The following is a 22,540-nucleotide window of genomic DNA, read 5'->3' as shown; positions in this document are numbered from 1 at the left end:
GCACACCGTGGTTCAAACCTTGCAGAACTTCATCAACGGCGAATTCGTCACGCCGTCAGGTACGGGTCTCCTGGATGTCGTGAATCCCACGAACGGGGAGATCGTCGCCAAGTCGCCCATTTCGGTGCAGGCAGATGTTGACGCTGCCATGGCCGCCGCGAGCGAAGCTTTCAAGACCTGGAAGCACGTCACGCCCGGCCAGCGCCAGCTCATGCTCCTCAAGCTCGCCGACGCCGTGGAGGCCAACAGCGACGAACTGGTTGAGGCGCAGCACCGCAACACGGGCCAGGTCCGCTCCCTCATCGCCTCCGAGGAAATCGCGGCCGGCGCTGACCAGCTCCGCTTCTTCGCCGGTGCTGCCCGCCTGCTCGAAGGCAAGTCCGCCGGTGAGTACTTCGAGGGCCACACCTCCTACGTGCGCCGCGAACCGATCGGCGTCGTGGCCCAGGTGGCACCGTGGAACTACCCGTTCCTTATGGCCATCTGGAAGATCGGCCCCGCCCTGGCCGCGGGCAACACCGTTGTCCTGAAGCCCTCGGACACCACCCCGGAATCCACCCTGGTCCTGGCACGCCTGGCCGGTGAAATCTTCCCGGCCGGTGTATTGAACGTGGTCCTCGGTACCGGCGAGACCGGCTCCCTCATGGTGGAGCACAAGGTCCCCGGCCTGGTGTCCATCACGGGCTCCGTCCGCGCCGGCATCGCCGTAGCCAGTGGAGCCGCGAAGGGCCTCAAACGCGCCCACCTGGAACTTGGCGGCAAGGCTCCGGCCATCGTCTTCAAGGACGCCGACATCAAGAAGAGCGCCGCGGCCATCGCCGAGTTCGCCTTCTTCAACGCGGGCCAGGACTGCACCGCCATCACACGCGTCCTGATCGAAGATTCGGTCCACGACGACGTTGTGGCCGCGATGGTGGAGCACACCAAGACCCTGCAGACGGGCTCGCAGAACGACGAAGACAACTACTTCGGCCCGCTCAACAACGTGAACCACTTCAACGCCGTGACCTCAGTGGTGGAGAGCCTGCCGGAGAACTGCAAGATCGTCACCGGTGGACACCGTGCGGGCGAGAAGGGCTTCTTCTTCGAGCCCACCATCATCACCGGCGCCAAGCAGAGCGACGACATCGTGCAGAAGGAAACCTTCGGGCCGGTCATCACCGTCCAGAAGTTCACCACCGAAGCCGAAGCACTCGAGCTGGCCAACGACGTCGAGTACGCCCTGGCTTCCAGCGTCTGGACCACGGACCACGGCACGGCCATGCGCATGAGCCGCGACCTCGACTTCGGTGCCGTCTGGATCAACACCCACATCCTCCTCACGGCCGAAATGCCCCACGGTGGCTTCAAGCAGTCCGGCTACGGCAAGGACCTCTCCATGTACGGCGTCGAGGACTACACGCGCATCAAGCACGTGATGTCTGCGTTGGATGCATAACCCCGCCGCATAGTCCCCTCCGGCTCACCACTTCGCTTCGCACCGGCCAGGACCCCGGCCGGTGCGGCCCCCATCAGTAAAGAAGGAAACTCCATGACCACCACCGCGAACGAACTCTCGTACCGCATCGAGCAGAAGCGCAACATCAACGGCGCCTTCCCCGGCCCCAAGTCGCAGGCACTGGCTGAGCGCCGCTCCGCCGTCGTTGCTGCCGGCGTCGCTTCCGGCGTCCCCGTCTACGTTGAAGACGCCGACGGCGGCATCATCCGCGACGTCGACGGCAACTCCTTTATCGACCTCGGCTCCGGCATTGCCGTGACCAGCGTCGGCGCGTCCGATCCCGCCGTCGTTGCCGCCGTCCAGGACGCGGCCGCGCACTTCACGCACACCTGCTTCATGGTCACCCCGTACGAGGGCTACGTCGCAGTTGCCGAGCAGCTGAACCGCCTCACCCCGGGCGACCACGCCAAGCGCACCGTGCTCTTCAACTCCGGCGCCGAAGCCGTGGAGAACGCCGTCAAGGTTGCCCGCCTGGCCACCGGCCGCGACGCCGTGGTTGCTTTTGACCACGCCTACCACGGCCGCACCAACCTGACCATGGCGCTCACCGCCAAGGCCATGCCGTACAAGACCAACTTCGGCCCGTTCGCGCCCGAGGTCTACCGCATGCCCATGAGCTACCCGTTCCGTGAAGAGAACCCGGAAATCACCGGTGCCGAGGCTGCCAAGCGCGCCATCACCATGATCGAGAAGCAGATCGGTGGCGACCAGGTTGCCGCGATCATCATCGAACCCATCCAGGGCGAAGGTGGCTTCATCGTTCCGGCCGAAGGCTTCCTGCCGGCGCTGTCCGCCTGGGCCAAGGAAAAGGGCATCGTCTTCATTGCTGACGAGGTCCAGTCCGGCTTCTGCCGCACGGGCGAATGGTTCGCCGTTGACCACGAAGGTGTAGTCCCGGACATCATCACCATGGCCAAGGGCATCGCCGGCGGCCTCCCGCTGTCCGCGATCACCGGCCGCGCCGACCTCCTCGACGCCGTACACCCGGGCGGCCTCGGTGGCACCTACGGTGGCAACCCGGTCGCCTGTGCAGCTGCCCTTGCAGCCATCGACACCATGGAACAGCACGACCTCAACGGCCGCGCACGCCACATCGAGGAACTCGCCCTGGGCAAGCTCCGCGAGCTGGCTTCGGAAGTTTCCGTGGTTGGCGACGTCCGTGGCCGTGGCGCCATGCTCGCCATCGAACTCGTGCAGGCCGGTTCCAAGGAGCCGAACGCCGAACTCACCAAGGCCGTGGCTGCTGCTTGCCTCCAGGAAGGCGTCATCATCCTGACCTGTGGCACCTACGGCAACGTGATCCGCCTGCTCCCGCCGCTGGTCATCAGCGACGAACTGCTGCTGGACGGCCTCGAGGTCCTCGCGAAGGCCATCAAGGCGCACGCGTAAGGTCTGACTGCGAAGAGGCGGGCCGGGGGTTCAATTCCCCCGGCCCGCCTCTTTTGCGTTGCGCGGGGCTTCGGGTTCGCGGGAAGCCTGCGCTTTCGCCGGGAAACTTCCGCACGAGCAGGCAGCGTTCCCACGAACGCGGCGAAACCCGGCGACTCAGGCGGCCGCGAGCTTTGCCTGCCTCCGGAGCACCGCGTTCTTCCGCGCGGTCCGGAGCATGTCGATGGTCAGGAGCAGCAGGGCCAGCCACACCACGCAGAAGCCGATCCAGCGGGCCGTAGTCATGGCCTCGTGGAACACGGTGAGCGCCACGATGAATTGGAGCACCGGGGCAAAATACTGCAGCAGGCCGATGGTGGTCATGGGCAGGCGGCGGGCGGATGCGCCAAAGAACAGCAAGGGAACCGCGGTGATGACACCCGAGGCCAGGATGAGCCAGAAGTGTCCCGGACCCTGGGTGGTGAGCGTGGCAACGCCGGTGGCTCCGAGGACCACCATGGTGATTGCCGCGAAGGGAGCCAGCACCACGGTTTCAACGGAGAGGCTGGTGAGCGCGTCCACCTTGGGTCCCACCTTCTTCTTGACGAAGCCGTACAGGCCAAAGCTGAAGGCCAGGAGCAGGGCGATCCACGGGAGCTGCCCGTAGGAGAACGTCAGCACGCCCACCGCGACGAAGCCGATGCCCACGGCAGCCCACTGCAGTGGCCGGAGCTTCTCCTTCAGGACGAACACGCCCAGGAGCACGGACACCAAGGGGTTGATGAAGTAGCCGAGCGAGGTCTCCACAGCGTGGCCGGTGGTAACACCGAAGGTGTAGGTCAGCCAGTTGACCGCGATCAGGCCTGCCGCCAACGCCAGCGGTCCCATCACTGAGCGATCCCTCACCGCAGCAAAGAGGACCCTCCAAGACCGCGTGATCGTGATGAGGAGGGCACAGAATAGCAAGGACCAGACAATCCGGTTGGCCACGATTTCGAGGGCTCCGGCAGGCTGCAGCACAAAGAAGTACAGGGGGAGCAGGCCCCAGAGCCCGTACGCGCCGATGCCGAACAACACGCCGGTGGCGGTCTCACTCCGAACCGGCTTCACCGCAACTGCACCCGGATCCGTACTGCTGGTCCCGCCGCCCCCGGCTGCCGCCGTCGTGGGCTGGTTTGAAGTGGACATGGCTGCGGTGGTTTGTTCGGGTGTCGACACAAAAGCGCTAACACCACTCACGGACGCAATATTCCGCAATATTCCCTGAATCATTAGGAATTTGTGTGAGTCCTGCCATATGAGCGGCCGGGGCAGGGGGCGAGATCTAGAATTGGAAACCTGCGCGCCCCAACAACGGGCGTGGCTCACTGCTTCGGAAGGGCTCCCGGTGTCTGACTCAGCCGCAACAACCCCCAGTCGTCCACTCCGCGTTGCGATCGTGGGCGCGGGTCCCGCCGGCGTGTACGCCGCCGACATCCTGACCAAGTCCAATGAGGTCAAGGACGGGCATGTGGACGTCAGCATCGACCTTTTCGAGGCGTATCCCGCGCCGTATGGCTTGATCCGTTATGGCGTAGCGCCGGACCATCCGCGCATCAAGGGAATCGTCAACGCCCTCCACAAGGTGCTGGACCGGGGCGACATCCGCTTCCTGGGCAACGTGACCTACGGCCGGGACCTGACGCTCCACGATTTCCGGGCGTTCTACGACGCCGTGATCTTCTCCACCGGAGCCATCAAGGACGCCGACCTGAACATTCCGGGCATCGAACTCGAAGGTTCCTTTGGTGGGGCGGACTTCGTCTCCTGGTACGACGGCCACCCGGACGTTCCCCGCGAGTGGCCCCTCGAAGCCAAGGAAATCGCGGTGATTGGCAACGGCAACGTGGCCCTGGACGTCGCGCGCATGTTGGCCAAGCACCCCGAAGAACTCCTGGTTACGGAAATTCCGGACAACGTGTACCGGGGCCTGAAGAAGTCGCCGGTCACGGACGTCCACGTGTTTGGCCGCCGCGGCCCTGCGCAGGTCAAGTTCACACCCTTGGAACTGCGTGAACTTTCGCACTGCAAGGACGTGGACATCGTCCTGTACCCGGAGGACTTCGAGTTCGACGACGCCTCGGATGAGGCCATCCGGACCAACAACCAGATCAAGACCATGGTAAACACGCTGACCAACTGGCTGGTTGAGGAGCACGCCGAGTCTGAACAGCCTTCCTCCCGGCGCCTGCACCTGCACTTCCTGCACAGCCCTGTGGAGATCCTGGATTCGCCCGAAAACCCGGGCAAGGTGTCCGCGATCAAGTTCGAGCGTATGGAGCTGGACGGCACCGGCAATGCCAAGGGCACGGGCGAGTTCATCGAGTACCCCGTGCAGGCCGTCTACCGGGCCATCGGCTACCACGGCTCGCCCCTTGAAGAGCTGCCGTACGACGCCCGCCGCGGCGTCATCCCGAACGACGGCGGTCGCGTCCTGGGTGCCGACGGCCAACCTGTACCGGGAATCTATGCCACGGGGTGGATCAAGCGCGGTCCCGTGGGCCTGATCGGGCACACCAAGGGCGATGCCTTGGAGACCATTGGCTGCCTGCTCGAGGACCGGCTGAACCTGCCCCCGGCCGAGAACCCGGATCCGCAGGCCATCATCAACCTCCTCGAAGAACGCGGCATCGAGTACACCACGTGGGAGGGATGGAACCGGCTGGACGCACACGAGGCTGCCCTCGGTGCATCATGGAGTGCGGGAGGGGACGGCGATGGCGTGGTCCGTGAACGCATCAAGGTGGTCCCGCGCGAGGAGATGATCCGCATCTCCCGCGACTAAGCGAAAGTTTTTGTACAGCCAACGCCCGGATAGCCCGCTCTTCGGCTCGTTATCTGTACAAAAACCCCTGTGCCGGAACTAGACTGGCCCGTACCGCCCGCCGTTTGCGCCGCCCCGCGACCGCGGCATGTACCGCAGCCAGGGAGTTCGATGAAGAGCCCAGTCCACCCGCCGCTTCCAGGCAGCGAAGCCGCCAAACTGCTGCAGCGGCGTGCCCTTGCGGGTCACGAGCATCTGGAGTCGGGTGATCCGGCGGACCTGACCGGCCTTCGCAGTCTGGTGCGTGAGTCCTGGCAACGTTCGGCCATCCTGCAGGCAAACCCGGACATCGCCGAAGCGCCGCTCGCCATGGACCTGGACGAACTGGAGGACTACCGGGCGCGGCATCCCCTGGCCACCATCATGCCGGTGATCCGGAAGCTCCTGATCCAACCCAGCCATGACAGCGGCCTGCTGGTAGCGGTGGGGGACGACGTCGGCCGCCTCCTCTGGGTTGATGGCGATCCCGTGATGCAGCGCAGGGCTGAAGGCATGATGTTCGTCGCTGGCTCGGACTGGTCGGAAGCGTCGGTGGGGACCAGCGCACCCGGCACCGCGCTCGCCCTGGACCGCAGCATCCAGATCTCCGGCGCCGAACACTTCAAACGTTCGGTCCATCCGTGGAGCTGCACAGCCGTACCGTTCCACGATCCCGATTCCGGAGCCCTTCTGGGCGTCGTTGACATCACGGGGACGGAGACAGCCGTTGCCCCACACACGGTCTCGCTCGTGGAGGCAACCGTTGCGGCGGCACAGGCACAGTTGCGGATTGAACGCCTGCAACTCGCGGCGTCAGCAAACGCAAAACCACGACGCCGGAGCTCGCCTTCTGCCGCAAACACCGGTGCCGGGGCCAAAACGCAGAAGCAGTCCCTGTACCGCAACAGCCTCCAGCTCCTGGGCCGCGACCAGGCACTGCTGAGCATCGACGGAAAGACAGCGACTCTGTCCGCGCGGCACAGCGAAATCCTCGCCATCCTGGGCAACCACCCCGCAGGGCTGAGCGCCGATGACCTCTGTGCCCAGCTCTACCCCGGGGAAGGTTCTGCGGTGACGCTCCGCGCCGAGATGGTCCGGCTGCGCAAGGTCATCCAGGAACTCAGCCCGGAAGCAGTGCCGGAATCCAGGCCCTACCGCTTGCCCGTGGAGCTCCTGCCCGACTCCGGCCAGGTCCTCACCTGCTTGCAGCGCGGCGCCCACCGGATTGCCCTGGAGATCTACAAAGGTGCCGTCCTCCCACGATCGGAGGCGCCCGGCGTCGTGCAGTTGCGCGAACGCGTCTCCCACCTGCTGCGCGAGGCGCTGCTGAGCGACGCCAGCACCGATTCGCTGCTCAAGTACGCCGAACTGCCCGAGGCAAGGTTCGATGTCGAACTCCGCCTTGCCATCCTGAAGCTGCTGCCGCCGCGCTCGCCCAAGCGGGCCGCGGTCGTCGCCGACCTTGAGCGGCTGGAAGACGAACTGACTGCTTGAGTGACCTGACTCACAAGGTTGCAACGTAGCTGCAACCTTCCCGCTCCTAGGCTCGGATCAATGGCGACAGCCACCGTGATTCGCAGCAAAGGAGCTAGCAATGACTGTTTATGCACAGCCAGGTGCAGAGGGTTCGAAGGTCACCTTCAAGGACCGTTACGAGAACTGGATCGGCGGGGAATGGGTGGCCCCGGTGAAGGGCGGCTACTTCGAGAACATCACGCCGGTCACGGGCAAGGCCTTCTGCGAAGTTGCCCGCGGTACTGCCGAGGACATTGAACTGGCGCTGGACGCCGCGCACAAGGTGGCTCCGTCCTGGGGCAAGACCTCTGCCACCGAGCGCGCCGCGATCCTGAACAAGATCGCGGACCGCATTGATGAGAACGTGGAGCTCCTGGCCGTCGCCGAAACGTGGGACAACGGAAAGCCGGTCCGCGAGACCCTCAACGCGGACATCCCTTTGGCCGCCGACCACTTCCGTTACTTCGCCTCTGCGATCCGGGCCCAGGAAGGCCACCTCTCCCAGCTGGACGATGACACCACGGCCTACCACTTCCACGAGCCGCTCGGCGTGGTGGGGCAGATCATCCCTTGGAACTTTCCCATACTCATGGCGGTGTGGAAGCTCGCCCCGGCGCTGGCCGCGGGCAACGCCGTCGTCCTCAAGCCCGCCGAGCAGACGCCGACGTCCATCCTGGTCCTTATGGAACTCATCGGTGACCTGCTTCCCGCAGGCGTGGTCAACGTGGTCAATGGTTTTGGTGTCGAGGCCGGCAAACCCCTCGCTTCCAGCCCGCGCATCAGGAAGATCGCCTTCACGGGCGAGACAACCACCGGCAGGCTCATCAGCCAGTACGCCTCCAACAACCTGATACCCGTCACCCTTGAACTCGGCGGCAAGAGTCCGAACATCTTCTTCGACGACGTCGCATCTCAGAAGGATGCCTTCTACGACAAGGCCCAGGAAGGCTTCACGCTTTTCGCGTTCAACCAGGGCGAAGTGTGCACCTGCCCGTCGCGTGCGCTGGTGCAGGAAGGCATCTACGACTCGTTCATGGCCGACGTGGTCGCGCGGACCAACAAGATCATCCAGGGCAATCCGCTGGACACCGAGACCCAGATCGGCGCGCAGGCCTCCAACGACCAGCTCGAGAAGATCCTGTCCTACATCGACATCGGAAAGCAGGAGGGCGCCAAGGTCCTCACCGGCGGTGCCCGGGCCGAGCTCTCCGGCGACCTCGCCGGCGGCTACTACGTCCAGCCCACCATCTTCGAGGGCCACAACCGGATGCGGATCTTCCAGGAGGAAATCTTCGGCCCCGTGGTCTCGGTGACCCGTTTCAGCGACTACAACGACGCCATCGGCATCGCCAACGACACCCTCTACGGGCTCGGCGCCGGCGTCTGGTCCCGCAACGGCAACGTCGCCTACCGGGCAGGCCGCGAAATCCAGGCCGGCCGTGTTTGGGTCAATAACTACCACGCGTACCCCGCAGGCGCCGCGTTCGGCGGGTACAAGTCATCGGGCATCGGCCGTGAGAACCACGCCATGATGCTGGACCACTACCAGCAGACCAAGAACCTGCTGGTCAGCTACAACGAGAACAAACTCGGCTTCTTCTAGAGAACTTGTGCACGGCAGCCGTCCGACAGTTGGTCCCTGTGGCGGCCGCCGTGCACAACCCATCCTGTTGTTCATCTGAAAAAGGGAGATCGTCAATGTCGACGACCATGCAAGCAGCAGTAGTTACCGAATTTGGAACCGACCTGAAGGTCATGGAAGTGGAACGTCCGACGCCGGGTCCCGGCCAGGCGCTGGTCCGCCTCCTCACGTCGGGGGTCTGTCATACCGACCTGCACGCCGCCGAAGGCGACTGGCCGGTGAAGCCCACGCCACCGTTCGTTCCCGGCCATGAGGGCGTGGGCGAAGTGGTTGAACTGGGCGAAGGTGTCACCGACGTGGCCGTAGGCGACCTCGTGGGCAACGCCTGGCTGTGGTCCGCGTGCGGTGACTGCCAGTACTGCCGGACGGGTTGGGAGACCCTGTGCGAGGCGCAGAAGAACGGCGGTTACAGCATCGATGGCTCGTTCGGCGAGTACATGCTGGTGGACACCCGCTTCGCCGCGCGCATCCCGGAAGGCTCGGACCCGGTGGAAGTTGCTCCCGTGCTCTGCGCCGGAGTCACGGTCTTCAAGGGCTTGAAGATGACCGAAGCCAAACCCGGCCAGTGGGTCACCATCTCCGGAATCGGTGGACTGGGACACATCGCCGTGCAATATGCCGTGGCCATGGGCCTGCGGGTGGCGGCCGTGGACATCGCGGACGACAAGCTGGCACTCGCCCGGGAACACGGCGCCGAACTGACCGTTAATGCCCTGCACGAGGATCCGGCGGAGGTGATCCAACGGGAAACCGGTGGCTGCCACGGAGTCCTGGTCACCGCTGTCCATCCTTCCGCCTTCGGCCAGGCAATCGGCATGGCCCGGCGCGGCGGCACGATCGTCTTCAACGGACTGCCTCCCGGAGACTTCCCGGCGCCCATCTTCGACATCGTCTTGAAGGGTCTCACCGTCCGGGGCTCGATCGTGGGCACCCGGCAGGACCTGGAGGAAGCACTCGAGTTCTACGCGCAGGGGAAGATCAAGCCGACGGTCTCCACCCGCGAACTCTCCGAGGTGAATGCGGTGTTCGACGAGATGAAGCACGCCAAGATCGATGGCCGCGTGGTTCTGAAGTTCTGATGAACGCGACCCCGGACATCCTGGAAGCTTCGGTGACACTGCCGGGGGAGGACTTCTCCCGGGTTGCGCTGACCCCGGCCGCGGTGGAACTGCTGCGCAAACTCTGGGAGCAACACGGACCCCTGATGTTCCACCAGTCCGGTGGCTGCTGCGACGGGTCTTCGCCCATGTGCTACCCGGCGGGTGACTTCCTGACTGGCGCCTCCGACGTTCTGCTGGGCAGGTTCGATCTCGGGGATGACGGAGATTCCACGGACGCCCGGCCCCTGGAGTTTTGGATGTCCAAAGAACAGTTCGCCTACTGGTCCCATACCCATCTAACGGTGGACGTGGTCCAAGGCCGGGGGAGCGGCTTCTCGGTGGAGGCGCCGGAAGGGAAGAGGTTCCTGATCCGCTCCACGCTCATGGACTGGGAGGTTCCAGGTGTCTGACAGCACTGGGGCCTGAGCAGTTGCAGTCTGACCGGGGCAGGCCCCGTTTTGGTCGTTTATGGCCGGAACGGGGCCTTTTCCGGGATGTGGCGGAGGCAACAGTAAGAGTCACAGCAGCACCATCAGCCCCACTAGTCCATTTGTTGTCTCATTATTTGGGACAAATATGGCCGTCCATTGGCCGGACACTATCCTTGATGAGTCCTATACCACCCCCATCCAGAATGTGGCATATTTATGAACATTTTCAGGACCAAATCAATCGAGCAGTCGATCGCCGACGCCGATGAGCCCGGTCGCAAGCTCAAGCGAAGCCTGAGCACCTGGGACCTGATGATCATGGGCGTTGCCGTCGCCGTCGGCGCCGGGATCTTCTCCGTGGGCGCCAAGGCAGCGGCAAACTTCGCGGGCCCCGCGGTCACCATTTCCTTCGTGGTTGCAGCCGTTACCTGTGCCTTGGCCATCATGTGCTACGCGGAATTCGCCACGGCGATCCCCGTGGCCGGCTCCGCCTACGTCTTCACTTACGCCACCATGGGCGAGGTGCTCGCGTGGATCATTGGCTGGAACCTCATCCTTGAACTTTTCACCGCTGCCGCCGTGATCGCCAAGTACTGGGGCATCTATCTCAGCAAGGTCTTTGGCCTCATGGGTGTGGACATGCCTCCCGCCATCAACATCGGAGGCGTGGACCTCTACTGGGGCGCCTTCCTCATTGTTGCGATCTTCACGGTGCTGCTGGTGCTGGGGACAAAGTTGTCCGCCCGCGTCGGCAATATCTTCACGCTGATCAAGATCGGCGTGGTCCTGTTCGTGATTGTCGTTGGCTTCACGTACGTGAAGTTCTCCAACTACACCCCGTTCGTTCCTGCCTCGCAGCCCACCGCGGGCAGCGGCGTGGAAGACGTCATGAAGCAGTCCTTCTTCGGCTTCCTGACCGGTGCCGTACCGGCGCAGTACGGAACCCTTGGCATTTTCGCGGGCGCAGCCCTGGTGTTCTTCGCTTTCATCGGCTTCGACGTCGTTGCTACCTCGGCGGAGGAAGTGAAGAACCCGCAGAAGACCCTTCCGCGCGGCATCTTCGGCGGCCTGGCCCTGGTGACGCTCCTCTATATCCTGGTCTCCCTGGCCTTGACCGGCATGGTTTCCTACACGCAGCTCGCGGCAGAGAAAGCCCCCACACTGACCACGGCCTTCGAAGCCGTTGGCAACAACGACGCCGCCAAGGTCATTGCCTTCGGTTCACTGGTGGGCCTGACCACTGTGATCATGGTGCTCCTCATGGGCCTGGCACGCGTGGTCCTCGCCATGAGCCGGGACGGTCTCCTGCCCCGTGCCCTGTCCAAGACCAGCGAGAAGCGCGCTACGCCTGCCCGCCTGCAGATCATTTGTGGTGCGGCAGTGGCCCTGGTTGCCGGGCTTACCGCCGTTGACCTGCTCGAGGAAATGATCAACATCGGCACGCTGTCCGCGTTCGTCATGGTGAGCCTGGGCATCCTGGTGCTGCGCAAGAAGCGCCCGGACCTCAAGCCTGCTTTTCGTGTGCCCTTCGGCAAGGTGGTGCCGTGGATCTCCGCGGTCCTCTGCCTCTACCTGATGACCAACCTGGCTGTGCAGACTTGGATCTTCTTCGGCATTTGGCTGGTTGTTGGCATGGCCATCTACTTTGCCTACGGTCAGCGCCACTCACGGTTGAACGAGAAGTTCGCCGAGGCCAAGGAGGCTGTGGACTCTCCCGTGGGCTAGGGCGCGGCGTGTTCGCTGACCCAGTCCACCAGGGGCCGCAGGGTTTCCCAGCGGGCAGCGATCTCCTGGCGGGCCGCTGCGGTGGAGAGCCACTCCGGCTCACCCACCTCCACGCCAGCCGAGAGGGACTTGTGCTTCAGGAGTTCGGCCCGTGGATGGTCTTTGTCGAAACCCCGGGGCACGGTCTTGAGCTTTTCGCCTTCGACGGCAAAGCCTGCAGCCGCCACGGCGTCAACGATCTTCTGCAGTTCTTCGCCGCTGGCCGGGGCATCCACGGCGGCACGGAAACGGGCCAGCTGCGCGGGAGTGTGGGAGTGGTAGCCGCCGCCGATCAGCAGGCCGTCGGCGCTGATCTGGACGTAGAAGCCCACGCCTTCCTTGCTTTCGGCGAAGGCACCTTGGGCCGTCTTGTAAGGCGACTTGTCCTGGGAGAAGCGGATGTCCCTGTTGGGCCGGAAAATCTTCGCCGGCCCGAACTCCGGCTCCAGCTCCGAAAGGAGAGCCGAAAGCGGCTCTCTCACCTCGGCGTCGTACGTTTTCTTGTGCTCCAGCCACCACTCGCGGTTGTTGTTCTCTTCAAGTTCCTCGTAGAAGCGGAAAGCGGCAGAGGGGATTCCTTCAAATGTGCTCATGCAAGGATCCTAGGGATGCGCCACCGGGCGAAGCCATAGCCCGAAAAGCCTATGTGGAAAAGAAAAACACCCCGCTGCGGAAGAATCCGCAGCGGGGTGTTCCCGTTAAGGCTGACGCTTAGAGCTTGTTGGCTGCTTCTGCGTCGGAGGAACCTTCGCCGGCACCGAGGTTGGCGCGCAGCTTGGCGCCGAGTTCGGCATCAACGTTGGTCCAGTACTGGATGGCGCGTTCCTTGATGTCGGCGCTCTTCACGCCGCCAACAGCACCGGTGATGGTCTCGAGGAAGCGTGCCTTGGCAGCCTCGTCGTAGACCTCGCGGTACAGTGCACCGGCCTGGCCGAAGTCGCTGTCCTCAGCGTGCAGGGAGTGGGCGGAGAGGGTGAGCTCGCCGTCGTTCTCCCAGCCGCCAGCGGGGGAAGCCGGCTCAACAGCAGCCGGGCCACCGACGGTGTTCGGTGCGTAGACCGGGGTGGACGGGGAGTTGAACAGGTAACGTCCCTGGCCATCCTGGCTGTAGTTGTGGACCGGGCTCTTGGGCTGGTTCACGGGGATCTGGGCGTGGTTGGTGCCAACGCGGTAGCGGTGTGCGTCAGCGTAGGAGAAGATGCGGGCCTGCAGCATCTTGTCCGGGGAAGCAGCGATGCCCGGCACGAAGTTCGACGGCGCGAAGGTGGCCTGCTCGATCTGCGCGAAGTAGTTCTCCGGGTTCTTGTTCAGCTCCATGGTGCCCACGTGGATCAGCGGGTAGTCAGCGTGCGGCCACACCTTGGTGAGGTCGAACGGGTTGAAGCGGTAGGTCTTGGCGTCTTCGTACGGCATGACCTGGACGTGCAGTTCCCAGGACGGGAAGTTGCCGGCCTCGATGTTTTCGTGGAGGTCGCGGATGTAGAAGTCTGCATCCGAACCGGCCAGGGCTTCAGCCTGCTCGCCGGTGATGGAGTTGACGCCCTGGTTGGACTTGAAGTGGTACTTGACCCAGAAGCGCTCGCCCTCGGCGTTGATCCACTGGTAGGTGTGCGAGCCGTAGCCCTGCATTTCACGCCAGGAAGCCGGGAGGCCACGGTCGCCCATGAGCCAGGTGACCTGGTGCGCGGATTCGGGCTGGAGCGTCCAGAAGTCCCACTGCATGTCAGCGTCACGCAGGTGGGTACCCGGGAGGCGCTTCTGGGAGTGGATGAAGTCCGGGAACTTGATGCCGTCGCGGATGAAGAACACCGGGGTGTTGTTGCCCACGAGGTCGTAGTTGCCCTCGGTGGTGTAGAACTTCACGGCGAAGCCGCGGGGGTCGCGCCAGGTGTCGGGGGAGCCGTTCTCGCCGGCCACGGAGGAGAAGCGGATCAGCATGTCCGTCTCGGTACCCGGCTGCAGGAAAGCGGCCTTGGTGTACTTGGAGACGTCAGAGGTGGTCTTGAAGGTACCGAAAGCGCCGCCACCCTTGGCGTGCACAACACGCTCCGGAACCCGCTCGCGGTTGAACTGGGCGAGCTTTTCCACCAGGTAGTGGTCGGTGAGGATGATGGCACCGTCGGCGCCGACGGACTTGGAGTGCGAGTCCGACGTAACGGGGGCACCTGACTGTGTGGTCGAAATGGCAGTCATGTTTCTCCTATTTCTGGGTTGCTGGTTGTTTGGGAAGCTGTTGTTTGGCTTGGCAGTCCTGGCAGATTCCTTGGTAAAGGACGTCTGCGATCTGGATGGTCATTGGCTTGGAGTTCTCGTCCCAATGCGGCGTGAGGCACGGTGCGTGTCCTACCGCGCAATCCACGTCCTCCACCCGGCCGCAGCTGATGCACACGGCGTGGTGGTGGTTGTCACCCACCCGCGTTTCGTAGAGCGCGGGGGAGTGTGGGGGTTCGAAGCGTCGCAGCATCTGCAAATCCGTGAGGTCGCTGAGCACCACGTAAACGGACTGCGCCGTCAGTTCAGGAAGCTCTTCGCGTGCAGCGGCAAGGATGCCTTCTGCCGGAGAGTGCGGATGATGCTGGACCGCAGCCAATACTGCCAGCCGCTGTTTGGTCACGCGCCGTCCATGGGCATGCAGGGCTGCGGCCCATGCCTGCTGGTCGGTCGTGTGATCGGTCATGCATTCATTGAAACACTTATTTTGATGAGTTCACAATAAGGCGAGGCTAACTTCCGGTAAACGAAACACATCCAACAGCGGACTCCCGTCTTCTGCCCCGGACCTGCCCACGGCATGGATCCGCACGGCAGAGCCGGCACTTTCGCCTTCCACGGCCACGCAGCTGAAACCGCTCAGGCCGCTCGTCAGGGGCAGTGCACCGAGCGACGCGGCCATGGCCACCAGTTCGCCGGGAAGCAGCCCGGCTATGGAGGCGGTACCGCTGGCAGGTTCAATGACGCTGTGATGACGTGAGGCATCCACCGTCGCCACCAAGGGCACCAGCGTTTGGGCACGCACGACGCCGGCGCCTGGGCCAGGCGCGAACGGCACCACTGGCGGCGGTTGGGTGCGTTGGTGGTGGACAGCCGAAGGTTGTTCCGGCAGGAAGGGACCCTCCGCGAAGAAACGGAGCGACTCCCGCAGTTCCGCGTCAACCCTTTCCAGGGTTTCCTCGGGTTCGGCCAGCCGCCGGTGGGCAGGCAGCGCAAGCTGGCGTCCCGGCGTCGTGGTTTCAGAAGCCCAGCGGCCGAAAAGGTGGAATGTGGGGGTGGAGGATTCGGCGACGGGCTCGCCCAGCGCCGAGCCGAGCGGATGCCAGCGGTGCGCGAACATGACGGCGCACCGGACAGCACCCAGGACATCCTGCAAGGCGGCCCGGGCGAGGTTATGGCACAGCAGCCAGTCGGCCGCAGAGGCCTCGCCGAATTCGGTGGAAGGATCGGACAACCGGACCACAAGGTGCCCGGTTGTCAGCGGGTGTCGGGGCCGGGCTATTTCCCAGATGGCGGAACGGAACAGCAATTGACGTGACAACACCATCAGTACCCCCTTCCTTCCCCGGGTGAGCCTACCAAGGGTGTGGTTACGCCGGGAGTCCTGCCCACGCCGGGCACTGGGTAGGGTTGCTGGGTGGCAAGACTCCTGGCAGACATCACTCCCCTCAAAGAAAGCCCGGCCTTCCGGAGGCTCTGGTTTGGGGCATCGGTAGCTGCCGTGGGCACGCAGCTGACGCTCGTGGCCGTCAGCCTGGAGGTTTACCGGCTTACCCAAGAGAGCCTGTATGTAGGGCTCCTGGGCATCTTCGCCCTGGTTCCATTGGTCATCGCCGGGCTCTACGGCGGATCGGTCTCGGATGCCTATGACCGCCGTAAGGTGGCGCTGGTGGCGTCCCTGGTGCTCTGGGCAACCACAGCCGGGCTGGCCCTGCAGGCGTGGTTCGAGGTGGGAAACATCTGGCTGCTCTACGCCTTGGTTGCCGTGCAAAGCGGAGCGCAGGGCATCAACGGTCCCGCGCGAAGTGCCATCATCCCGCTCCTGGTGCGCAAGGACCTGCTGCCGGCCGCCAATGCCCTGAGCATGCTGACCTTCGGTTTGTCCATGACGGCGGGGCCGTTGCTGGCGGGCGTCCTGGTGGCGACCATCGGCTTTGGCTGGACCTACACCATTGACGTCATCAGCTTCACGTTCGCGTTGTGGGGCCTTTTCAAGCTCCCACCCCTGCCGCCGTCCAAGGAAGCCGTGCGGCCGGGCCTGCGTTCGGTAGTGGAAGGCTTCAGGTTCCTGGGCACCCGGCCGAACGTCCGCATGACCTTCATCATCGACCTCATCGCCATGATCTGCGCCCAGCCCCGAGCCCTCATGCCGGCGATCGGAGCTGTAATGATCGGCGGGGGCGAGACCACCGTGGGTGTGCTTCTCGCCTCCACGGCTGTAGGCGCCTTCCTCGCCGGCCTGTTTTCCGGTCCCCTCGGCCGCGTACGCCGTCAAGGCAGCGCCGTGGTTTTCGCCGTGGTGGGTTGGGGCGCCTCCATGGCCGCGTTCGGGGCAGTGGTGCTCATGGCGGGGGATTCCGGGCGGAACGGCGTGACGTTATGGCTCATCCCTGCTGCCGCTTGTTGCGCGCTCGCCGGAATCTCGGACTCAGTCAGCGCCGTGTTCCGCACCACCATCCTGCAAGCGGCAACCCCCGACCATATGCGCGGGCGGCTGCAGGGCGTGTTCATCGTGGTGGTGGCCGGCGGTCCCAGAGTGGGGGATCTGCTGGCCGGCGGTGTCACCCAGTTCCTCAGTGAAGGTGGAGTGTTGCTGATCGGCGGGGTGCTCTGCATGCTCCTGGCATGGCTGGCGTCGCGCGTACAGCCCGGCTTCGTGGCCTACGATGCGAAGCATCATTTGCCTTAGGCGTTGGCGCCGACCGCCGGAACATGCTGGCCGGCGTCGACGTTAATCCAGACAGAACTCCAGCAAAAGGGCCAACGAAAGCGAAAGAACACCGTGCACAAACACAACAATGGACTCAAAACCGCCGCGCTGTTCGGTGTGCTGTGGGCTGTGCTGTTGGGTTTGGGGGCCATCATCGGCGCCGGCACCCGCAGTTCCGCGCCCATCGTCATCATGGCGTTGATCGGCGTCGCCACTACCGCCTACGGCTACTGGAACAGCGACAAGATCGCCATCCGATCCATGGCTGCCTACCCCGTCAGTGAGGCCCAGGCGCCGCAGCTCTACCAGATCGTGCGGGAACTCTCCGTCCGGGCCAACAAGCCCATGCCGCGCATCTATCTCTCGCCCACCATGACCCCGAACGCCTTCGCCACGGGCCGCAATCCCAAGAACGCGGCCGTGTGCTGTACGGAGGGAATCCTGCACCTGCTCGATGCGCGCGAACTCAGGGGCGTGCTGGGACATGAACTCATGCACGTCTACAACCGGGACATCCTGACCTCGTCTGTCGCAGCGGCCGTTGCCGGTGTCATCACCTCTGTTGGCCAGATGCTGCTGTTCTTCGGGGGAGGGGACCGGCGCAACGCCAACCCCCTTGCCATGATCGCCATGGCACTGCTGGCGCCCTTCGCAGCTTCGTTGATCCAGATGGCCATCTCCAGGACCCGTGAATATGACGCCGATGAGGACGGCGCCGAGCTGACCGGCGATCCGTTGGCCCTTGCCTCTGCCCTGCGCAAGATCGAATCCGGAGTGACCCAGGTGCCCCTGCCGCAGGACCAGCGCCTGGTCAACGCCTCGCACCTGATGATCGCGAACCCGTTCCGGGGCGGTGGAATGCGGCGGATGTTCGCCACCCACCCGCCCATGGCAGACCGCATCCGGAGGCTAGAACAGATGGCCGGACGCCCGCTCTCCTAGGCGAAGAGCCCTTCGCCGATGAACCCGCCCGGCTGCACACCCGGTGGCACCGCGAAAAGCCCCGATCCGGTGTGCTTCAAATACTCCACGGACAGGGTGTCGCCCTTGGCCAGCGCCAGTTGCATGGGCACGTAGTGGGTCCGTGGGTCTTTCACGAACGCGATGAAGAACAAGCCCGCATCCAGGTGGCCCAGTCCGTCTGAGCCGTCGGTGAAGTTGTAGCCGCGGCGCAGCATCCGGACCCCGTCGTTTTGCTCAGGGTGGGCCAGCCTGACGTGGGCGTCCAACGGGATCAGCGGTTCGCCGTCCCGCCCGGCGATCTTGAAGTCCGGGGCGGTGAACTCGTCGCCGCCGGACAATGGAGCACCCACGCCCTTGGTCCGGCCGATCAGGCCCTCCTGCTCCCGCAAGGAGGTGCGGTCCCAGATCTCGATGTGCATCTGGATCCGGCGTGCCACGAGGTAGCTTCCGCCAGCCATCCAGTTTTCCTGCGACCGGCCGCCGGATGACACCCACACGTGCTCGTTCAGGAGCGATTGGTCCTCGACCTTGAGGTTGTTGGTGCCGTCTTTGAACCCGAAGAGGTTGCGGGGCGTGATTTGCGCGCGGGACGTCGAGGACGTGCGCCCAAAACCGAGCTGGGACCAGCGGACACGGACTTTGCCGAAGCCGATCCTGGCCAGGTTGCGGATCGCGTGCACAGCCACCTGCGGATCGTCGGCGCAGGCCTGGACCACCAGGTCTCCACCGGTGCGGCCGGGCTGAAGGTCGTCGCCCGGGAAGTGGGGGAGATCGATCAGGGCCTCGGGTCGGTGGCCCTCCAAACCGAAGCGTGCCTTGCCGTTCTTTTCGAACAACCCGGCACCGAAGCCAAAAGTGAGCGTCAGCTTGGCGGCCTCGAGATCAAGCGCCTCACCGGTGTCTTCGGGCGGCGCGTCATAAGGACCATCCACCGCCCCGGTGGCACCGGTCGCCCGGCCCGCGGTCATGGCCTCTGCCGCCGCGGTCCAGTCCTTCAGGAGCTTCACCAGTTCCTTGCGGTCCTCGGTGGTCACATCGAACGCGGCCATATGCAGGCGGTCCTGCGCCGGCGTGCTGATGCCGGCCTGGTGCTCCCCGAAGAATGGGACCACCGAATCCGCCGCTGGCATAGCAGCGCTCGCGCTTCCCGCTGTCACGGCATCGTGGCCCAGGAAGCCTGCGGCCCACCCCGCCACGGCACCGGCGCCGCCCACACCGGCGAGCGAGAGCAGCCCGCGCCGGGACAAACGCGAGGCACCATCGCCGGCGGCAGCACCGCCGTCGGACGTTCCGTTGTTAGCCTCCCCGGCAGAAGGCACGACGGCGGCAGCCTCACCGGAGCCGGTGCCGCCATTCAGTTGGTCCGGGCGGTGATCATCATCGGTGTGCCCGAAGGGGCAGCCGGTCACAGGACTACGGCTGCGGTGAGCTTGGACAGCGGTTCGCCGAGCGAATCGACCAGGGCGGCGAGTTGCTGCACCTGCTCCTGGCTGAGTTCGTTGTAGTAGACAAAGCCGTCACCCTTGGCGTGCTTCTTGAGCTCGGCCTGCAGGGCAGCGAACTTTTCGTCCAGGGACTTGGCAAGCTCGGTGTCCTTTTGCTCAAGGGCAGGCTTGAGGCTCTCGAACGCGATCCGGGCGCCGTCCACGTTGGCCTGGAAGTCCCAGAGGTCCGTGTGGGACCAGATTTCTTCCTCACCGGTGACCTTGCCGGTGGCAACTTCGTCCAGGAGTTCCTTGGCGCCGTTGCCGAGCTTGTCGGCGGTGAGTTCCACGGTCCGGGTGCGCTGACCCAGGTCCTCGGTGTCGGCGACGAGCTGCTTGGCGATCGCGCTGCGCTCGGCCTCGGTCATGGGGGTGTAGCCCGCCGGCGGGAACAGGTCCTTCTCTGCCTTGTGCCAGCCGGTCCATTCCTGGCCGGGCTCAAGGTCCGCTTCACGGGCGTCGAGCTTGGGGTCGAGGTCGCCGAAGGACTCGGCTACCGGCTCGATCCGCTCCCAGTGCATGCGGGTGGAGGCGTAGAGCTCGCGGGCCTTCGCTGCGTCCCCGGCGGCGAAAGCGTCGGCGAAGGCCTTGGTGCCCGTGACCAACTGCTCGGTCTGGTCCTTTACGTAGGCGGCGTACTGCTGGGTGCCGGTGTCCAGGAGCTTCTGGAAGTCGGCGTCCACGCTCGGCTTGTTCCCGGATTCGGTGACCTCGAACGAGGCACGGATGCCATCGCCCTGCATGCCGGGCTTGCAAGCGGTGTTGTACTTGCCGGCCGGTGCGGTGACCACCAGGTTGCGGGAGATCCCCGGGCCGATGTTCTCCACTTCGCCAATGATGCGCAGGCCGTCCTCGGCCAGCAGGTAGAACTCGGTGACTTCGTTGCCGTCGTTCTTCACCTGGAACGTCAGGTTGCCGCTCGGCGCCGTTGCCGAGGACACCTTGCATTCGCTGGCCGTGCTGCTGACCTGGATGGGGCCGTCGGTGGCGGTTGCCGAAGTCTTGGTGTTGTCCGTGCAGCCGGTCAGCACCAGCGGGACGGCAGCTGCTGCGCCGATCACGGCGAGGGCTTTGCGGAAAGCGGAAGAAGACGCGGAGCGCCGGAAAGTTCCAGACATGGATGGGTCCTTATGTTGGGGAAGGGGCGGCTATGGGTGGGCCGTGACAGCAGGGGTGGTGGCGGCGTTCTTTGCCTTGGGCGGGCCGGCCTTGTTGGTCCTGATGTACAGGAAGAGAACGGGTATGACGTAGAGCAGCCAAGCGGCCGCTTCCAGCCAGGTGGTGGCCGGGGAGAAGTTGAGCGTGCCCTTCAGCAGGGTGCCGTACCAGGACGACGGCGGGATGGCGGCCGAGACGTCGAAGGCCAGGTTGTGGAGGCCGGGCAGGATGCCGGCTTCCTGGAGGTCGTGGATGCCGTAGGCGAGCACGCCGCCGGCAATGATGATGAGCCCCACGCCGGTCCACGTGAAGAATTTTCCGAGGTTCACCTTCAGGACACCACGGTGCAGCAGATAACCAAGTCCCGCCGCGGTCAGCAAGCCCAGCAGGGCGCCGAAAAGGGGGAGGGTGGTTTCGCCGGTAGCCTGCGCTGCGGCCCATATGAAGAGTGCGGTTTCCAGGCCTTCGCGGCCAACGGCCAACGCCGCCACGATCACCAGGCCCCACGCGGCGCCGTCGGCCGCCTTGTCCACCTGCGAGCGGAGTTCGCTTCCCAGCGTGCGCGCCGTCCTGGCCATCCAGAACACCATCCACGTCACCAGGCCAACGGCCACGATGGAAAGGCCGCCGCCGATCGCTTCCTGCGCTTCAAACGTCAGGCCGCGGGGGCCGAAGGTCAGGAGTGCGCCGAAACCGAGGGAGATCGCCACGGCCAATCCCACGCCGGCCCACAGCCGGGGGATCAGCGCCTTCCTGCCGGTCTTGATGAGGTAGGCCATGAGGAGCACCACCACGAGTGATGCCTCGAGGCCTTCGCGCAGGCCGATCAGGAAGTTGGCGGTCATATGGGTGTCTTTCGTTCAGGGAGCCTTACTTAGGCTCGCCTAAGCAAGAAGGATACTGGCGCGATGGCAATACGCAAAAGCTTTGTGCCCTAAATAGTTGCCACCATTACGGCGATCGATGGACTTATGGGCGCAAAAAAGCCGGGGTCCGTCTCTGTGGTCAGAGCGGACCCCGGCTTTCGCGACACAGTCGGGCGTTGATGCAGGTGGTCCCTATCCGGCGAGGCGTTCCACGAGGTATCGGTTCAGCGAGACTCCCTGTTCCTGGGCGAGAATGACCAATTGGCGGTGCTTTGGCTAGTCACTCAAAACGGCGATGTGGCATCGCGGGTGGTTTCTTTCGCGGTCGATCTGCAGTCAGGCCATTGCCAAAATGAAACGAGGACCGCAGGATCAAGGCTGATCGCTGCGGTCCTCGGAAATTATGCGGACTCTGTGCGGCGGCCGGAGCAGGTGCCCAGTAGTCACGCGGCCATATCCGCTCTAGCTGCGGAAGTTCACGAACTGCAGGTCGGCTTCCTCGAACTTCTTGAGGATCGCCATGGTCTCCTGCAGGTCATCGCGGGACTTGGAGGTGACGCGGAGTTCGTCGCCCTGGATCTGGGACTTGACGGACTTGGGCGCTTCGTCGCGGATGATCTTGTTGATCTTCTTGGCGATGTCCTGGGCGATGCCTTCCTTGATGGTGCACTCCAGGCGGAATTCCTTGCCAGAGGGGAAGGGTTCGCCCTGCTCCAGGGACTTCAGGGAGATGCCGCGCTTGATCAGCTTGGACTGGAAGACGTCGAGGACGGCCAGCACGCGGTCTTCCGAGTTGGCCTTCATGAGGATCTTCTCGCCGCTGAAGTCGATCTCCGCACCGACGCCTTTGAAGTCGTACCGCTGTGCGATTTCCTTCTGCGACTGGTTGAGCGCGTTGGCGACCTCTTGCTTGTCCACCTTGCTGACAACGTCGAATGTTGATTCGCCTGCCATGACTCTCCTTAGGTTGGGGGCCCGGTAAGGGCGG

General features: G+C 64.4%; 19 protein-coding genes and 1 pseudogene. 10 read left to right on the top strand and 10 right to left on the bottom strand.

Annotation, left to right across the window (positions count from 1 at the left end):
* Positions 1-7: 7 nt before the first annotated feature.
* Both ACIPV6_RS20585 and gabT read left to right on the top strand, forming a co-directional pair.
* The gene (locus ACIPV6_RS20585; protein ID WP_400272675.1) at positions 8-1,438 is read left to right on the top strand and encodes an aminobutyraldehyde dehydrogenase; all 1,431 of its coding nucleotides are present in this window, start codon (positions 8-10) and stop codon (positions 1,436-1,438) included.
* Between the two features lie 93 nt (positions 1,439-1,531).
* Positions 1,532-2,887, top strand: coding sequence for a 4-aminobutyrate--2-oxoglutarate transaminase (gene gabT / locus ACIPV6_RS20580; RefSeq protein WP_400272674.1), 1,356 nt, complete (start codon positions 1,532-1,534; stop codon positions 2,885-2,887).
* A 156-nt stretch (positions 2,888-3,043) separates the two neighbouring features.
* Here the strand turns inward: gabT and rarD are convergent, their stop codons facing one another.
* Positions 3,044-4,123, bottom strand: a complete 1,080-nt coding sequence (gene rarD, locus ACIPV6_RS20575) for an EamA family transporter RarD (RefSeq protein WP_400272684.1) — start codon at positions 4,121-4,123, stop codon at positions 3,044-3,046.
* A 130-nt stretch (positions 4,124-4,253) separates the two neighbouring features.
* Here rarD and ACIPV6_RS20570 point away from each other — a divergent pair, with 130 nt between their 5' ends.
* The 6 genes from ACIPV6_RS20570 to ACIPV6_RS20545 all read left to right on the top strand — a co-directional run bounded on the left by ACIPV6_RS20570 (position 4,254) and on the right by ACIPV6_RS20545 (position 12,121).
* Positions 4,254-5,690, top strand: a complete 1,437-nt coding sequence (locus tag ACIPV6_RS20570) for an FAD-dependent oxidoreductase (RefSeq protein WP_400272673.1) — start codon at positions 4,254-4,256, stop codon at positions 5,688-5,690.
* 150 nt (positions 5,691-5,840) lie between these two features.
* Entirely contained in the window at positions 5,841-7,202 is a 1,362-nt protein-coding gene (locus tag ACIPV6_RS20565; protein WP_400272672.1) for a GAF domain-containing protein, read from the top strand.
* A 100-nt stretch (positions 7,203-7,302) separates the two neighbouring features.
* Positions 7,303-8,826 carry an aldehyde dehydrogenase family protein gene (locus ACIPV6_RS20560; RefSeq protein ID WP_400272671.1) on the top strand — a complete coding sequence of 508 codons (1,524 nt, stop codon included), beginning with the start codon at positions 7,303-7,305 and terminating at the stop codon, positions 8,824-8,826.
* Between the two features lie 95 nt (positions 8,827-8,921).
* The gene (gene adhP / locus ACIPV6_RS20555; protein WP_400272670.1) at positions 8,922-9,944 is read left to right on the top strand and encodes an alcohol dehydrogenase AdhP; all 1,023 of its coding nucleotides are present in this window, start codon (positions 8,922-8,924) and stop codon (positions 9,942-9,944) included.
* Positions 9,944-10,375 carry a DUF779 domain-containing protein gene (locus tag ACIPV6_RS20550; protein WP_400272669.1) on the top strand — a complete coding sequence of 144 codons (432 nt, stop codon included), beginning with the start codon at positions 9,944-9,946 and terminating at the stop codon, positions 10,373-10,375. The genes adhP and ACIPV6_RS20550 overlap by 1 nt, the downstream gene beginning before the upstream one ends.
* 237 nt (positions 10,376-10,612) lie before the next feature.
* On the top strand, positions 10,613-12,121 hold the full coding sequence (locus ACIPV6_RS20545; protein ID WP_400272668.1) for an amino acid permease: 1,509 nt from the start codon (positions 10,613-10,615) through the stop codon (positions 12,119-12,121).
* Here the strand turns inward: ACIPV6_RS20545 and ACIPV6_RS20540 are convergent.
* From ACIPV6_RS20540 to ACIPV6_RS20525, 4 genes are all read right to left on the bottom strand, one after another.
* Positions 12,118-12,753, bottom strand: a complete 636-nt coding sequence (locus ACIPV6_RS20540) for a DUF2461 domain-containing protein (RefSeq protein WP_400272667.1) — start codon at positions 12,751-12,753, stop codon at positions 12,118-12,120. The two genes, ACIPV6_RS20545 and ACIPV6_RS20540, sit on opposite strands and share 4 nt — an antisense overlap.
* Positions 12,754-12,871: 118 nt before the next feature.
* A complete protein-coding gene (locus tag ACIPV6_RS20535; protein WP_400272666.1) occupies positions 12,872-14,353 on the bottom strand; it encodes a catalase in 1,482 nt (493 codons plus the stop codon).
* 7 nt (positions 14,354-14,360) lie between these two features.
* On the bottom strand, positions 14,361-14,837 hold the full coding sequence (locus ACIPV6_RS20530; RefSeq protein ID WP_400272665.1) for a Fur family transcriptional regulator: 477 nt from the start codon (positions 14,835-14,837) through the stop codon (positions 14,361-14,363).
* Positions 14,838-14,867: 30 nt separating this feature from the next.
* On the bottom strand, positions 14,868-15,698 hold the full coding sequence (locus ACIPV6_RS20525) for a hypothetical protein (protein WP_400272664.1): 831 nt from the start codon (positions 15,696-15,698) through the stop codon (positions 14,868-14,870).
* A gap of 90 nt (positions 15,699-15,788) precedes the next feature.
* Between ACIPV6_RS20525 and ACIPV6_RS20520 the strand changes: the two genes are divergently transcribed.
* Together ACIPV6_RS20520 and htpX are read left to right on the top strand one after the other, a co-directional pair.
* Entirely contained in the window at positions 15,789-17,060 is a 1,272-nt protein-coding gene (locus tag ACIPV6_RS20520; RefSeq protein WP_400272663.1) for an MFS transporter, read from the top strand.
* 93 nt (positions 17,061-17,153) lie between these two features.
* Positions 17,154-18,023 (top strand): zinc metalloprotease HtpX, encoded by an 870-nt coding sequence (htpX, locus tag ACIPV6_RS20515; RefSeq protein WP_400272662.1) that lies wholly within the window; start codon positions 17,154-17,156, stop codon positions 18,021-18,023.
* Here the strand turns inward: htpX and efeB are convergent.
* The 5 genes and pseudogenes from efeB to ACIPV6_RS20490 form a co-directional block, all read right to left on the bottom strand.
* Positions 18,020-19,453 (bottom strand): iron uptake transporter deferrochelatase/peroxidase subunit, encoded by a 1,434-nt coding sequence (gene efeB, locus ACIPV6_RS20510; protein ID WP_400272661.1) that lies wholly within the window; start codon positions 19,451-19,453, stop codon positions 18,020-18,022. The genes htpX and efeB overlap by 4 nt on opposite strands.
* Positions 19,450-20,646: an iron uptake system protein EfeO gene (gene efeO, locus ACIPV6_RS20505; protein ID WP_400272660.1), complete on the bottom strand. Its 1,197-nt coding sequence runs from the start codon at positions 20,644-20,646 to the stop codon at positions 19,450-19,452. Before efeO ends, efeB begins: the two co-directional genes overlap by 4 nt.
* 30 nt (positions 20,647-20,676) lie before the next feature.
* On the bottom strand, positions 20,677-21,531 hold the full coding sequence (gene efeU, locus ACIPV6_RS20500) for an iron uptake transporter permease EfeU (RefSeq protein WP_400272659.1): 855 nt from the start codon (positions 21,529-21,531) through the stop codon (positions 20,677-20,679).
* Positions 21,532-21,744: 213 nt separating this feature from the next.
* A pseudogene (locus ACIPV6_RS20495) lies at positions 21,745-21,816 on the bottom strand (hypothetical protein); the annotation flags it as partial.
* Positions 21,817-22,014: 198 nt separating this feature from the next.
* Positions 22,015-22,506: a YajQ family cyclic di-GMP-binding protein gene (locus ACIPV6_RS20490; RefSeq protein ID WP_397324373.1), complete on the bottom strand. Its 492-nt coding sequence runs from the start codon at positions 22,504-22,506 to the stop codon at positions 22,015-22,017.
* Between the last annotated feature and the right edge of the window lie 34 nt (positions 22,507-22,540).

It is taken from the genome of Paenarthrobacter sp. NPDC089988, from assembly GCF_044748465.1.
Taxonomy (GTDB): domain Bacteria; phylum Actinomycetota; class Actinomycetes; order Actinomycetales; family Micrococcaceae; genus Arthrobacter.
This window is presented reverse-complemented; position numbering and strand designations above follow the sequence as displayed.

What these genes read in the sequence shown, in the direction of transcription:
- ACIPV6_RS20545 (WP_400272668.1), top strand. Translation starts at nt 10,613, where the DNA reads ATGAACATTTTCAGGACCAAATCAATCGAGCAGTCGATCGCCGACGCC.
- ACIPV6_RS20535 (WP_400272666.1), bottom strand. Translation starts at nt 14,353, where the DNA reads ATGACTGCCATTTCGACCACACAGTCAGGTGCCCCCGTTACGTCGGAC.
- efeU (WP_400272659.1), bottom strand. Translation starts at nt 21,531, where the DNA reads ATGACCGCCAACTTCCTGATCGGCCTGCGCGAAGGCCTCGAGGCATCA.
- ACIPV6_RS20540 (WP_400272667.1), bottom strand. Translation starts at nt 12,753, where the DNA reads ATGAGCACATTTGAAGGAATCCCCTCTGCCGCTTTCCGCTTCTACGAG.
- ACIPV6_RS20525 (WP_400272664.1), bottom strand. Translation starts at nt 15,698, where the DNA reads ATGGTGTTGTCACGTCAATTGCTGTTCCGTTCCGCCATCTGGGAAATA.
- ACIPV6_RS20490 (WP_397324373.1), bottom strand. Translation starts at nt 22,506, where the DNA reads ATGGCAGGCGAATCAACATTCGACGTTGTCAGCAAGGTGGACAAGCAA.
- ACIPV6_RS20530 (WP_400272665.1), bottom strand. Translation starts at nt 14,837, where the DNA reads ATGACCGATCACACGACCGACCAGCAGGCATGGGCCGCAGCCCTGCAT.
- ACIPV6_RS20550 (WP_400272669.1), top strand. Translation starts at nt 9,944, where the DNA reads ATGAACGCGACCCCGGACATCCTGGAAGCTTCGGTGACACTGCCGGGG.
- ACIPV6_RS20565 (WP_400272672.1), top strand. Translation starts at nt 5,841, where the DNA reads ATGAAGAGCCCAGTCCACCCGCCGCTTCCAGGCAGCGAAGCCGCCAAA.
- adhP (WP_400272670.1), top strand. Translation starts at nt 8,922, where the DNA reads ATGTCGACGACCATGCAAGCAGCAGTAGTTACCGAATTTGGAACCGAC.
- ACIPV6_RS20560 (WP_400272671.1), top strand. Translation starts at nt 7,303, where the DNA reads ATGACTGTTTATGCACAGCCAGGTGCAGAGGGTTCGAAGGTCACCTTC.
- gabT (WP_400272674.1), top strand. Translation starts at nt 1,532, where the DNA reads ATGACCACCACCGCGAACGAACTCTCGTACCGCATCGAGCAGAAGCGC.
- efeO (WP_400272660.1), bottom strand. Translation starts at nt 20,646, where the DNA reads ATGTCTGGAACTTTCCGGCGCTCCGCGTCTTCTTCCGCTTTCCGCAAA.